Genomic DNA, 13,323 nt, shown 5'->3' with positions numbered 1-13,323 from the left:
AAAAGCGATCTTGGGGGGATGGGAGGTCAGCAGGTCCGCCAGCGCACCGTCGTGCTGATCGAGTCGTCGAGGCCGTGAACGGTCATCGGGGCGGTGACCGAGGCGGGGGCGCCGCACCAGTTGCGGACCCGGTGGGCGCGCAGGTTGATCACCTGCGTGACCCCTTCCCGCAGCGTGCCGCTGGAGGGGGTCACCGCCAGGCCGGGAGCCGATATCCGCCATTTCAGCGGCTCTCCCGAGATGGTGAGGACCATGCTTCCCAGGCCGAACTCGTCCAGCGTCACCACGGGCGGGACCCGCAGGCGCGAGGCGAGCCCGTCCTGCCGCGCCGGCGCGCCGGCCGTGGGAGGCGGAGACCGGGTGGCCTGGCTGGTGGACGCCTGCAGCGAGCTCGCGGGCTCCTCGGACTCGATCGCGGGGCCGAGCAGGTTCATCCCGGTCAGGGTGCCCGCCGCGCCCGCCACGACGATGATGACGAGCTTGATCGTGGTGTTCCTGATCCGGGCGCCCGCCCAGCTGAGCGCCTCCAGCACGCGGATCCCCATCTCGATCCGCTCCTCGTCGGGGCGGTCGTCGGGTTCGGTGTGGAAGCGCAGCGCGGGAACCTGGGCGTCGTCGCGCACCCCGGTCTCGCGCTTGCGCACCCCCATCTCGCGTGTCACGGCGTCTCGTACGCCGGTCTCGCGTGTCGCGGTGTCGCGCATCTCGACGGAGGCCTGCCCGGCGATGACGACGGGCTCGGGCTTGACGACGGGTTCGGGAGCGGGCGGCGCCTGCCTGGGGATGGTGCCGGTGAGCTCCTCGCTCTGGGCGAGGACCTCGCGCGCCCACGCCTGGGTGAGCAGGGCGTCGTAGAGCGGGGTGTCGTGCCCGGGCACGGGTGGCGCGGACGGTGGGCGGGCCGGCCGGGTCCTGCGAGGCGGCAGGGCGGGCAGCGGGGGCAGTCCGGAGGGGTTGGCGGGATCGGAGGGACCCGTCGCGGGCCCGCCTCCCGGTGCCGTGACCGGTGACGCCGCACCCGGCGCCGTACTCGACGGTGCCGTACTCGACGGCGTCTCGGCCGGTGGCTTCGCGGCGGGCTTCGACGCCACCGGCGGGTAGGGAGGCATGCGGACCCTGGGCGCGGGTGCGGGCGACGCCGCGGCCGACGGTGCCGGGGTGGCCGGGGTGGCCGGGGTGGCCGGGACGCCGCCCCCGGCCGGGGCGGCGGGCGAGGCGGGAGACCGGTGCCCGGGCGGGGCGATGGACCGGCGCCCGGGCGAGGTGGGGGTCCGGCCCCCTGGCGGGGGCGCGGGAAGGACCGGGGACCGCCCCCCGCCCGGAGGAGCGGACAGGAGGGGAGACCCGTCACGGGCCGGACGCGCGGGCGGGATCCCCCCGGGGGTCGCCTCGGCGGCGACCTCGGGAGGCAGCGCGTCCGTGAGCCGCCGCCGCTCCTCCGCGGAGAGCGGCGCGACCGGGGGATGGGAGATCATCTGCGGCACCGTGTAGCGGATGTTGATCGGCCGCGTGCACACGGAACACCTGATCATGTGGGAGAGCAGGCGCGCCTGGGCGCCCTCCGGATCGTCGGGAGGGGACGCCGCCCGCCCGCCGGCCGGGCCCTCGAGGAGGACCCCGGGAAAGACGGTCTCCACCAGCGGGGCGAGCTCCGGGCAGGTACGCCGCCCGTGGGCGAGCGCGTCCAGCCCGCTCACCAGGGTCTCGATCAGGTCCTGGGTGCGGGTGGCGAGCCTGCCGACCTCGTCGACGGGCATCGCCAGCACATGGGAGAGATCCTCCATGCCGAGCGCGTGGCGGTACGTCAGCCTGAGCGTCTCCGTGCCCAGGGGGTCGACGATCGTCCACACCCGCTCGATCAGCGAGACGTCGGGCATGCCGGGCCCCGAACCCGGCACGTACCGCTCCCGGTACCCCGGAGAGGTGCGGCAGTCACGTCGCAGTGCGGCCAGCAGCCGCCCCCGGACCGTGACGTCCCCGGGAGCGGCCTCCACCCGGCCGGCCGCCAGCGCGGAGACGACCGCCGCGCGCGCCCGGCCGGATTCGAGGTGGGAGGCGGCGTAGTCCATCAGGTGCGCGCCGTGCTCGCGCACCCAGGCCGCCCCCTGGCCGGGGCCGGGCGTGAGACGCCCGGTTCCGGTGGGTGTGCTCATCGGCCGTCGTACTCGACCGGGTCCGGCTCGACCTGGCCCTGGTCGGGCCGGCCCTGGTCGGACTGGAAGGGAGCGGTGTTCTCGCCCTGCCATCGCTCGGGGACGTCGTCTCCGGGGTCTCTGGGGGCCACGGCGTCCTCGGGTCCCGGCTGGGCGGGGACCAGCCCGCCCGTGTCAGGCTGCCAGGGCTCCTCCTCGCCGGGGACGCCCTGCCGCTGGTCGGGCTGTCCCTGGTCGGGCTGTCCCTGGTCAGGCTGCGGGACGACGCTCTCGCTGGGGATCGGGCTGGGAAGCGGGACGGGAGGGGGATCGGTCACCACGAGCTCCAGGTTCCGCTGGGGCAGCCCGGTGAACTTGGTCCAGTTGCTGATCTGGCCGGGCTCGGGTTCCGCGTAGAGCCAGCGGATGAAGGCGGGCCACAGGCACGAGTCGCGGGGGATCATCGCCTGGGCGCCCGGGGACGGGCTCGGGCCCTGGGACGCGCTGAGCGCCTGGATCTCCTCGGTGGTGTAGTTGCGGCACGGCGGGGTGCCCGGCGGGGCGATGTTGAGGTCCCACACGCCGTTCTCGTCCGTGTAGCGCATGCCCCTGTCCAGCCCGAGGGCCTCGTAGGCGCGCCGCAGCAGCTCGGGGTTCTCGAAGACCGGCAGCGAGACGCCGCCGTCCGGGCCGCCGCCGGGAAGCCGCGGGTCGGCCGGCATGAGCACGGTCCCGTCGGGCTCCTGCGAGGCGTTCTCACCGGGGCCGGGGGACGGCTGCGGCTGTGCGGGCCGGGACGGCCCGGCCGAGGGAAGTCCCCGCGACGGGCTGGGCGCCTGCGAGCGCTTCCGGCCACCGGGCGGCTGGGCCGGATCCTGGCCGCCGCGCGCGGTCGGTGCCACCGAGGTCGGCGGCGCCGAGGGCGCGTCGCCGGTCGGCCTGGTCTCGGGAGGCGCCGCGGGGATGGTGACCTCGCCCGAGGGCACGAGCGGCCGGCCGGAGCCCGACCGGACCGCCGGCGTCAGGGTGCCCGTCGGCCGGGGGTTCCTGGCGTCGTCCCCGGGCTGCGGGGGCCTGACGTCGCCGCTGGGCTGGGGCTGCTGCCTGCTCCCGCCGGTGGGCTGGGGCTGCGAGGGCTTGAGACCGCCGGTGGGCTGGGGCTGCCGGCTGTTCCCTCCGGTCGGCCGGGGCTGCTGCTGCCTGTCACCGTTGGTCGCCGGGGGCTGCTGCCTGTCGCCGTTGGTCGCCGGGGGCTGTTGCCTGTCGCCGTTGGTCGCCGGGGGCTGCGAGCGCCCGTTCCCCCCGTCGGGCTGCGAGGGCCGCGAGGGGCCCGAGGACCTCGTCCCGCCGGACTCGGGAGCCGGCTTGGGCGGCGAGACGATCTCGACCTTCTTCTCCACGGGGCGCTGGATGACGCTGCCGCTCTCGTTCTCGCTCTCCGAGATGTTGCCGCTGATCTTCTTCGTCGGGGTCGGAGGCGGTGGAGCGGGCGGCTGGACGGGCTGGTTGTTCGCCGGAGGGGGTTGAGCGGGGGGTTGCGCCGGCCCGGGGTTGGGAGCGGGCTGCACCGGTGCCGGATCGGGCTTGGGAGGCGGGTCGGCCTTCTTGGGCGTCGCGGGTTTCGTCGGCGCGGTCGTCTTGGGAGCCGAAGGCGGGGTCGGCGTGCTCTTGGGGTTTCCCGGCCGCTGAAGGGGCGCCTCCGCTGCGGCGGCGGCCACGCCCAGGACGGGGAGGGCGACACAGCCCTCCGCGGAGCCTCCGAGCGCGTGCCCGTCGGTGGTGGCGGTCAGGCAGACCCGCTGGTCCCCGGCGGCGGCGGCCGGTTTGGCGCCGTCCGCGATCGTGCTGCCCGCGTCGGCGCCGGAGAGCGGGAGCGGCTGGTCGCCGCCGGGTGCCGCGCTCGACGTCCAGGCTCCCGCCTGGTCGTCGAGGAGGTACGTGCCCGCGGCCAGCCGCATCACCTGCCCTTCGCCCGGATCGGGGCGCATGGCGATGACGGTTCCCAGCCCGGCGCCGGCGCCGAAGACACCGATCGCGACACTCGCAGTGATCACCGTCGCGCGCGATGGCTTACGTGAGGGTGTCATTAGAATGTTCCTTTTCTTCCGGTGAAAACGTCAGTCGCCGTGGCTCTCCAGGACGTCGCTCCACTCGCCCAGCACGCGAGCGGGCTCGTTCGAGCCGGCGGGGGGGACATGTGTCACATACATGCGGCCGTATGTGGCGCTCACCGAGTGGGCGAAGGCCTTGTCGCGGGTACGGACGGCGGCCGAGCCCTTCAGCTTGACCTTCGCCCCTTCCCGCACCGCCTCGCGGAGCTCGGTGGATCGGGCTCCGTACCAGACCAGAGCGCCCCCGTCACTGGTCCTGAGCGCGCGTACCGGTCCCTCAAGCCGGTACGACAGCGTGATCTTCCAGTCGGCCTGCTCCAGCCGGCCGCGTTCCTGCTGCCAGAACAGCGCGGCCTCGCTGGTCCACGGCCCCTCGTCGAACCGCGGGTCGACCTCGGCGTTCTCCAGGCTCGCCAGATGCGCGCGGGCGATCTGCCTGGGGGTCGAGCTCAGCCCGGTGGCGTTCTCCGGGAGGCTCGTCGCGTACCCCTCGCCGTCGGTCGCTATCTTGGGGAACCGCGCCGGGGTGGCGCGCGTGTCGGCGGCCGAGGCGACGAGCCGCCAGCCGCCGGGCGCCGAGCTCATCACGTCGACGATCCGCGCGACGCCGGGCTCGTACGAGACCGCCACGAACCAGTCGGCGGTGCCCTCCACGTGACGCGGGATCCACACCTGGGGGTTGGGCCATATCCCCGTCGCGAGCGAGGTTCCCTGCATCTCGGCGGTCTTGAAACCCGCCCTCGTCATCTCCAGCGCGAGCCCGTGCTCCAGCTTCGCCATGGCCGCCCGGTCCTTCCTCGCCTGGGCCACCGACAACCCCCGCTGGTAGCGGCCGTGGATGCCGTATGCCTCCTTGGCGGTGAGCTGGGGCGAGCTGGATCCGGCCGGCGGGTCGGCGGGCGGCGGGGTGGTCCTGGTCTCGGTCCGCGGCCGCTTCGTGGGGGCGGCCTCGGGGCGGGGGGACCTGGCCGTGCCGCTTCCGGTGGGTTTCGGGGTCGATCTGGGAGTGGAAGAACGGGCGGGGGACGGCGTCGGCGAGGGCGAGGGCGAGGAAGGAGCCTTCTCCCAGCCGGTGTCCGAAGGGTCGGGGGTGGGGTTCGCCGCCAGGGACGAACCGGAGGGTGCTCTGGTCGCGAGCCAGAACACGGCCACGGCGATGATCGCTAATACAGCCGTGAACAGAATAACCTTCCGCCAATCGAATGACAGGAGGCGTTCGGGATGCCAGTCGGATGCGTGTTCGGAATCGTGCCTAGAGGAACCACTGCCACGGCCAGAGGACCCAGCCTGTCCATCTGGGAAATCTGATGCACGCCATGACATAGGTCCAAATATTAGACTGACCGTGATCTATTTGGAAGGTAAAGGGCTCAGTAATTGCCACTTATGGTTATTGGATTATAAATAACACCTAAGTAGATATATGGCCCGTCCGAAACCGGTAATTCGCCTACCTGCTGCCATCCTGCGAGTGGACCGTGCCACCGGTTCTCTAGAGAAGTACGGCCGTCCTGAGGTTTCGGATGATCCTTCACGTTTCTTGTTGAACTGCCATTTCCCTGATGCGGCCCGGTCGTTCGCCTCCTGTTCGGTTTTCCGGCGGCCGTCCGCGCTCTCGCCGCGCACAGGAAGATCGCGATACCGTTTCCCACTCCGGATTGGCGCAAGCCGTCATAGCAACTTGATATGTATGCGTTTCCTCTGTTTGGCCGTTCGGCTCGCGGCCCGCGTTCGGGTAATTGGAACCCCCGCTTTTCCGGGGGCGCGCGGACGGCGGCCTTCCGCCCTCGGACCGCCCTCGGGCCGCCCTCGGACGGCCGCCCGGCGGGGCGCGCGGGCACGCGATCGCCCGGGACGAGGACGAGCGGGCAGGCCGCCGTCCAGGGGCCGCGGGGCGTCCGACGCGATCCCCGCCCGGCCCCGCCCGGCCCCGCCCGGTCGGCGCCTCAGGGAAGTCGGCGGGGCGTGGTTCCGCCACCCGCGCCGAAGCCCGTCTCGTGGTTCCACAGGTGGGCGCATCCCGGGCACTGCAGATGCAGCAGGCTCCCGGTGGTGCCCAGGAGATAGCGCCAGTGCTCCCCGCAGTTGCGCCCGCCGAGACAGTCGCCGCAGTCGCGGTGGTCCCGGCAGGCGGGACAGGGCACCCACGCCCTGCGCCCGAGGTCGGCGTGTGGATCAAGTGGCAGCACGGCCGGGCCCCCTCCGGGGAAGCACGCCGGCGGCCACGAGCATGTCGTAGGTCTCCCGCTGTCGCTCGTCGAGACCGGAGTAGAGGAGGTCGTACGCCTCCTCCTCGTCCCGCATCACCGCCACCGGGTCCCAGCCCGGCCCCAGCGCCGCGATGACCGCGGCGCGGCGGCGAGTCTCCTCAAGGGTGAGGTCGATCTCGAAGTCGGTGTGCGGACTGGTGCCGTCCTGGTTCATCGAATGACTTTCCGTCGGCCGGCGGGCGCGCCGGAGAGGGGAACAGAGAGGGCGGGGCCTCCGGGCGGCACCGGTGAGGGGTTCGCCTCCGCCGGGGACGAGCCGCTCTTCGCGACCGGCCGTACGCGCATTGGGGGAAGCCCGTCACCTTGGGGGGAAGCCCGTCACAAGGGAGATTTGTCCGCTACACACCTTATGTGGCTTTCGTCGTATTTTCGTGTGATGCGTGTTACAGGCAGCCGCCGGCCGGTACGGCCTCACCGCGCCCTTCCCCGCATCGCCGGGCCGCGCCCCGGACGCCCCGGACGACCCGGCTGACCGTCATCTCCAGTTCGTCAGGCGGCGCAGACCGTACTCCACGGGACCGTAACGGTGGCCGCGCAGCCACCACGCGCTCAGCGCGAGCAGCACCGCGTAGACCACGACGGCGACGCCCATCACCCCGAGGGGCGGGATCCGGCCCATCAGGCCCAGGCCGTAACCGGTGAACACCAGGCAGAGCAGCACGGACTGGCCGACGTAGTTGGACGCCGCCATCCGGCCGGCGGGAGCGAGCACGCCCGCCACCGAGGGAGATCGCCTGATCAGGCGGAGCAGGGTGGCCACGTAGGCGGCGCTGAGAAACACCGAGGTCGCGAGGGTGAGCGCCAGCGCCACCAGCTCCGTCGCGTCGCCCTGACCGGAGGTCGCCGCGTAGAACACCCCCGTGGGCACGCCGAGGCCGAAGCCGATCCACTGAACCCTTGCAAGCAGGTGAGCCCACCGGTCCGGCTCGTCGAACAGCCGCGCCTTGCCGGCCGCCAGGCCGAGCAGGAACAGGGCCATCGCCATCGGCCCCTGCAGCAGCCAGATCATGATCGCTATCCGCGGGTACTGCGTCAGGTGCAGGCCCAGGTAGTCGAGAGGACCGCCGGTGGTGGCGGCGAGGATCCGCGCGGTCTCCGCGGCCAGCGCGCTGTCCGCGCCCGTGGCGGGCGGGCCGGGTACGAGGGCCACCAGCCCGGCCAGGAGCAGGACGAGGATGGACATCAACGAGATGAGCACGGTCGCGGCGATCGTGGCGGCCCGCGCGCCGATGTTGCGTGCAGCCAGCAGAACCAGGCCCAGCGCGGCGTACAGGGTGAGGATGTCGCCCACCCACAGCAGCAGCCCGTGCAGCACGCCGATCACGAACAGGCCGAGGCATCTCCTGAGGGTCCTGGCCCGGACGCTCGCCCCGGCGCGTTCCGCCGAGCGCATCTGCAGGGTGAAGGAGTAACCGAAGAGGAAGGAGAAGATGACGTAGAACTTGAACTCGAACAGGGCCTGCACGACGAACTGCACCGGCCCGTGGTCCCCGCCCCCGATCCCGGTCCCGCCGGTCATCGACCCCAGCAGCCCGGGGTCGCCGAAGAACTCGATGTTCACGACCAGGATGCCCGCGAGGGCGAATCCGCGCACCGCGTCGATCTCATGAATGCGTCGCCCGTCCGGCACGCCGTCCTGAGCCATGCATCCGAGATTAGGAAGACGTTGCCGCCCGCACAATGACTTTTGGCACAGGCGGTGCCGGCCGGATTCCGGGGGAGGGGGTCGGCGCCCCCGGCGAGGACGGACGGGAGCCCGCACGGCTCCCCGTTCCCGGGAGAACGGACCCTCTTGATCATTTCGGTGGCCGGGCCGGGCGCCGGCGAGCGCCTGCGGGTATCACCAGGTCAGGGGATTGCAGCCGTCCCCGGGGGTAGGGACCTCTCCGAGGACGACCACGGCCCGGAGGCTGCCATGACCGCGTACACCCTGTCGATCGTCGAAGGCGACACCGTCGGCGTCTCGTCCGGTGACGACATCTTCTCGCCCGCCTCTCCGGTCGACTTCAGCCAACTCGACCCGTACACCCTGCTGTGGCTGACCGACCACGGTTACGAGGACGAGGGAAGGCGGGTCGTGGTCACCCCGGCGGGTCACGAACCCGAGGGGGTCCGCGTGGTCGCCTCCCGCGACGTGGATCTCTGATCCCCGGCGACGGCCCCCGCAGACCCAAAGCCGGACCCGGACCCGTACGGCGTGGTATCCGCAGTGAGGGGGATTTCCGCCTGACAATCTAGGCGTGAACCGACATTCCCGGAGATCGTTTCTTCAGCTCGGTGGTGTCGCCGCGGCCGGGGCGCTGATCCCGGCGTATGCCGCGAACGCGGAGACCGCGCACCCGCAGACCGCGAACACCGGGACCACGCACCCGGTCACCACGCACCCGGTCACCACGCCGCGCACCTCGGCCGACCCCCTCGCCCCGCTGCGCCACCGGTGGCGGGACGTGACGGCGGGGTCGGGGTTCGACGCGACGGCCGAGCCGTACCGGACCCGGCTGGCGATGCTGGGGAGGAGGGCGGCGGGGTACCGGGACGCCATGGCGCCGGCCGGCGCGTCGCTCTGGCCCGACCTGGCGTTCCCCTCGCTCGGCGCCACCCCGGCCCGGCTGCGGACCATGGCCCGCGCGTACGCCCTGCCGGGGACCGGCCTGACCGGCGACGCGAACCTGGCCGCGGCCGTCGCGGGTGGCATCGACCACTACCGGCGGCGGGTGTACGCCGCGGGCGCCGACCAGGCCGGCAACTGGTGGCACTGGCAGATCGGCACCCCCAGGAACCTCCTCGACGCGGCCCTGCTGATCGGCCCGCACCTGACGGGCCCGCAGAGCGGGGCACTGCGGGAGGCGGTGGATCACTTCGTCCCCGAATGCCGCCTGGACGACTACAGCGGGACCAGCACCGGGGCCAACCGGGTGGACCTGTGCGTGGTGACGCTGCTGCGGGCCGTCCTCGGCTCCGACCCGGCGAAGGCCTCGCTGGCCGTCTCCGCGCTCTCCCCGGTCTTCCCCTATGTCTCCGAGGGCGACGGGTTCTACCGGGACGGCTCCTTCGTCCAGCACACGACCGTCCCCTACCAGGGCACGTACGGAGCGACGCTGCTGTCCGGTCTCGCGACGCTGTTCGCGGTGTTGCGCGGCTCGCCGTGGGAGGTCGTCAACCCGAACAGGCAGGTCGTCCTCGACAGCGTCGAGAGGACGTTCGCGCCGGTCGTCCACGACGGCTTCTGCATGGACCTGGTCAGCGGCCGGGCGATCGGCAGGCAGCCGTACGGCGACCACGACAGGGGGCGCGCGATCGCCTCCGCGATCCTGCTGCTGGGGGAGACGGCCTCCGCCGCCGAGCGGTCCCGCTGGCAGGGCATGGTCAAGGGGTGGGCGCTGCGGGACACCCACCGGCCCATGCTCGACGCGGCCGAGGACGACGACCTGGGATTCCACGCGCGCCTCGCCGCGATCCTGGACGACGACGCCGTCCCCGCGGCCGAGGAGCCCGCCGGGCACCGGCTGCTGGCGATGAGCGCCCGCGCCGTGCACCGCGCCCCGCGCACCGGCCCGGCTCCCGGTGCGCGGGGCGGCCCTGGCTGGTGCGCGGGCCTCAGCATGGCCTCCCACCGCGTCGGCCACTACGAGCACGGCAACGGCGAGAACCTCCGCGGCTGGCACACCGGTTCGGGGATGCTCTATTGGTGGGCCGACGGCCACGGCGACCAGTACTCCGACTCCTTCTGGGCCACCGTCGACCCCTGCCGCCTGCCGGGCACGACCGTCTCCGCCCGGCGGCCGGCCGACGGCGCCGGCGAGGCGTGGGGCGACACCTGCCCGCCGGGCCGCTGGGTGGGGGGCGCCACCGACGGCGTGTACGCGACGGTCGGCCAGCACCTGAACGGCTTCGAGAGCACCCTGGACGCCTTCAAATCGTGGTTCTTCCTCGACGACGCGATCGTCTGCCTCGGTGCCGGGATCACCGCCGAGGACGGCGTACCCGTTGAGACCATCGTGGACAACCGCAGGACCGACGCGCCTCTCACCGTGGACGACGGGAAGGGGTGGGCGCACCTGGAGGGGCACGGCGGCTACGTCCTGCCCTGCGGCACCCGCCTGCGCACGCTGCGCGAGGAACGCGCCGGCGGACGGGACCCGGTGACCCGGAGTTACGCGACCCTCTGGCTCGACCACGGGGTCGATCCCGTCTCGGCGGGCTACGTCTACCTGCTGCTGCCGGGCGCGAGCCTCGCGAAGACCCGGGCCCGGGCCGCCGACCCCGGCTGGGCGCGCGTGCTCGCCAACACCGCCCATCAGCAGGGTGTCCGGGTACCGTCACTCGGGATCACCGCCGTCAACTTCTGGAACGACGGGGCCGCCGGGGACCTCGCCGCCTCCGCCCCGTGCGCGGTCCTCGTCAGGGAGGGCGGCGACGGTGGCGACGGTACGGCCACGCTGACCGTGTCGGACCCCCGGCGCGACCTGGACGAGCTGACCGTGACCTGGAACCGGCCGGTGACCGAGGTGCTCCGCGGGCATCCCCTCCTGGCGGGCGCCACGACCGGCGCGGGTCTCACGCTCACCTTCGGGCGCCTGGCGGGCCGGGGTGGCGGCTCGAACACGGTCACCGTACGCCTCGCCGGCGTTCCGGCGGAGATCTCCGGCACGCCGCACGGGACAGGGACCGGGTCCCGGCGGGCGCCGGAGTGAGCCGCCCGCCGGGACCCGGTCCAGGGGTTTCAGGGACCCCGGGAGATCAGCCGCCGATCTTGCCGATCCCGGCCCCCGCGCTGACGATCGCCTTCACGGAGTTCGGGTCGTCCAGGGTGTAGCCGTAGTACGAGCTCGCCTCCTGCACGCTGCCGCTGCACTCGGGCGGGCCGGAGTCGTCGAGCACGTTGTTCCGCGCGACGCACCTGCCGGCGGTACCGGAGTAGGTGTTCGTCACCGGGACCTCGACCCGCTCGAAGTAGTTGCCCTCGACCAGGCATCCGGCGTTCAGCTGGCAGGCCACCCCGGCGTCGGTGTTGTAGACGTAGTAGTTGTTGAACACGTGCACCGGCTCGCCGAACCGCACCCGCGGGTTGCGCTGCGGGGTCCGGTCGAACCAGTTGTGGTGGTAGGTGACCTTCAGCCGGCCGACGTCCTGCGCGCTGTTGCCGTCGTCGTGGCCGAGCAGCATGTTCTTGGTGTGGTCGTGCGTGTGGTTCCACGACACGGTGACGTACGACGAGCCGCGCTTGATGTCGATGAGCCCGTCGTACCCGCCGGCCAGGTCGTTGTGGTCGATCCAGACGTGGTGGGAGAACATCTGCACGTTGATCGAGTCGTCGTTGGCGTTCCGGAACGTCAGGTTGCGGATGATGACGTTGTTCACGGCGTTCGCGGGCGGCGAGGTGATCGCGTTGTCCGCGGGGAGGCCGATGTTGAGCCCGCCGCCGCTGATGCCGCCACCGGAGCCGATGCCCACGATCGTCTTGTTCGAGGTGACGTTGTGCATCCCGGCCGGAACCGTGATCATCCCGCGTACGCAGATGTTCAGGGGCCCGCTCTGGCCGATGGCGGAGATCAGCTCGCTCGCGGTGTCGACCTCGACGGTCGGCCCGCCCGCGCCGCCCGTGGTCCCGTCGCGGCCCCAGGCGTTCACCGAGGCGAACCCGACGGGCGTTCCGGAGGTGGGGCAGGTGCCCGGGGGCGGTGACACGGTGGGGGTGATCGTGGGCGTGACCGGCGGCTCGCTCGGCCCGCCGGTGTCGGTCACCAGCACGTCGTCGAACGAGGCGCTCGCGTAGTAACCGGCGAGGCCCACCTTGCCGGAGGAGAAGGTGGAGTCGGTCGCCGAGACGACCTCCACGTTGTTCACGAAGCCGCGCAGCGTCGTGCCGAACGCCTCGAGCCTGAGGGTGTACCAGGTGCCCGGGGTCACCGTCGCCGCGGCCGAGCCGAGGGTCGTCGGGGCGCCGCCGGTCCGCTTGCCCAGGACGACCGAGCCCGAGTTGCTCAGTCCCAGGAAGTAGTAGTTGCTGGTGCTCTGCGCCCTGGCCAGCACCGCGACGTACCGCCCGCCGCCGTTGAACGCGATCGGCTTCACTCGCGCCTGCACCGCCTGGCCCGACCAGCCGGTGCCGGCCACCGTCCTGGCGTCCGCGCCGGTCCCGGACTGCCGGTACGCCTGGGAGCCGTCGGCCACCACCGACCAGCTTCCCCCGGACTTCGACCAGCCGTTGGAGTTGCCGTCCTCGAAGTTGTCCGCGAACAACGACGCGGCGAACGCGCTGGGCATCGCCACGAGCACCAGCGCCCCGATCACCGCGAGAGCGAGCGCCGTCGCGAGCGCGGTGAACGGCGAGCCGTCGAGCCCTTTCCTTCTTCGCACCGTGGAACCTCCAAGTTCCGTCAGTACCGACCGGCCGTGCTCCCGGTCCGGTCGGCCATGGCCTCGCGCCGGGACCGAACCGGCGACGCGAGCGTGCCGCGTTCCGCGGTCACGCGCCGGCGACGCCGGGGCCCCGGCGAGCGATGTCCGTCGGGCGGCGTGCGAGCCCGCCCACGACCCCTGGCTTGGGGCTGTGGGCATGGCTGACCTGCGGCGGAGTACGCCGAGCAGACCCGTCACGACGCTCTGGGACGAAGGGTGGGAAAGCGCTATCCAACTCTTTTCGCACTTTTACGCCCGGAGAAAGGTGCAGTCAAGCGCCCAGTTCGTTCGGAACCTCCGAGACCCCGGTCCTCCCCCCGGCCGGAACGCCGTTCTCCCAGGTGGCAGCCCGTCGAGCCCGGCGAGACCGAGGCGGTCCTCCGGGAGCGGGCGTGCGGGCCGCCCGCC

At 72.7% G+C, this 13,323-nt stretch carries 9 protein-coding genes; 2 read left to right on the top strand and 7 right to left on the bottom strand.

What is annotated here, in order from left to right; genetic code table 11:
• Positions 1–26 precede the first annotated feature (26 nt).
• The 6 genes from AB0F88_RS23785 to AB0F88_RS23760 form a co-directional block, all read right to left on the bottom strand.
• Entirely contained in the window at positions 27–2,153 is a 2,127-nt protein-coding gene (locus tag AB0F88_RS23785) for a hypothetical protein (RefSeq protein WP_362687905.1), read from the bottom strand.
• Entirely contained in the window at positions 2,150–4,186 is a 2,037-nt protein-coding gene (locus AB0F88_RS23780; RefSeq protein WP_362687902.1) for a hypothetical protein, read from the bottom strand. The genes AB0F88_RS23785 and AB0F88_RS23780 overlap by 4 nt, the downstream gene beginning before the upstream one ends.
• 63 nt (positions 4,187–4,249) lie before the next feature.
• On the bottom strand, positions 4,250–5,395 hold the full coding sequence (locus tag AB0F88_RS23775) for a hypothetical protein (RefSeq protein ID WP_362687899.1): 1,146 nt from the start codon (positions 5,393–5,395) through the stop codon (positions 4,250–4,252).
• Positions 5,396–6,189: 794 nt separating this feature from the next.
• Positions 6,190–6,432, bottom strand: coding sequence for a hypothetical protein (locus AB0F88_RS23770; RefSeq protein ID WP_362687896.1), 243 nt, complete (start codon positions 6,430–6,432; stop codon positions 6,190–6,192).
• Positions 6,419–6,667, bottom strand: a complete 249-nt coding sequence (locus tag AB0F88_RS23765; protein WP_362687892.1) for a DUF6400 family protein — start codon at positions 6,665–6,667, stop codon at positions 6,419–6,421. Before AB0F88_RS23765 ends, AB0F88_RS23770 begins: the two co-directional genes overlap by 14 nt.
• A gap of 321 nt (positions 6,668–6,988) precedes the next feature.
• Positions 6,989–8,158, bottom strand: coding sequence for a DUF418 domain-containing protein (locus AB0F88_RS23760; protein WP_362687889.1), 1,170 nt, complete (start codon positions 8,156–8,158; stop codon positions 6,989–6,991).
• Positions 8,159–8,428: 270 nt separating this feature from the next.
• Here AB0F88_RS23760 and AB0F88_RS23755 point away from each other — a divergent pair, with 270 nt between their 5' ends.
• Positions 8,429–8,659, top strand: a complete 231-nt coding sequence (locus tag AB0F88_RS23755; protein WP_362687886.1) for a hypothetical protein — start codon at positions 8,429–8,431, stop codon at positions 8,657–8,659.
• Between the two features lie 94 nt (positions 8,660–8,753).
• Positions 8,754–11,207: a polysaccharide lyase 8 family protein gene (locus AB0F88_RS23750; RefSeq protein ID WP_362687883.1), complete on the top strand. Its 2,454-nt coding sequence runs from the start codon at positions 8,754–8,756 to the stop codon at positions 11,205–11,207.
• Between the two features lie 46 nt (positions 11,208–11,253).
• Here the strand turns inward: AB0F88_RS23750 and AB0F88_RS23745 are convergent, their stop codons facing one another.
• Entirely contained in the window at positions 11,254–12,873 is a 1,620-nt protein-coding gene (locus tag AB0F88_RS23745) for a pectate lyase (protein WP_362687880.1), read from the bottom strand.
• Positions 12,874–13,323: the final 450 nt, after the last annotated feature.

This window comes from Streptosporangium sp. NPDC023963 (genome assembly GCF_040639135.1).
In the GTDB taxonomy this organism is placed as follows: domain Bacteria; phylum Actinomycetota; class Actinomycetes; order Streptosporangiales; family Streptosporangiaceae; genus Streptosporangium.
This window is presented reverse-complemented; position numbering and strand designations above follow the sequence as displayed.

What these genes read in the sequence shown, in the direction of transcription:
- AB0F88_RS23785 (WP_362687905.1), bottom strand. Translation starts at nt 2,153, where the DNA reads ATGAGCACACCCACCGGAACCGGGCGTCTCACGCCCGGCCCCGGCCAG.
- AB0F88_RS23765 (WP_362687892.1), bottom strand. Translation starts at nt 6,667, where the DNA reads ATGAACCAGGACGGCACCAGTCCGCACACCGACTTCGAGATCGACCTC.
- AB0F88_RS23760 (WP_362687889.1), bottom strand. Translation starts at nt 8,158, where the DNA reads ATGGCTCAGGACGGCGTGCCGGACGGGCGACGCATTCATGAGATCGAC.
- AB0F88_RS23755 (WP_362687886.1), top strand. Translation starts at nt 8,429, where the DNA reads ATGACCGCGTACACCCTGTCGATCGTCGAAGGCGACACCGTCGGCGTC.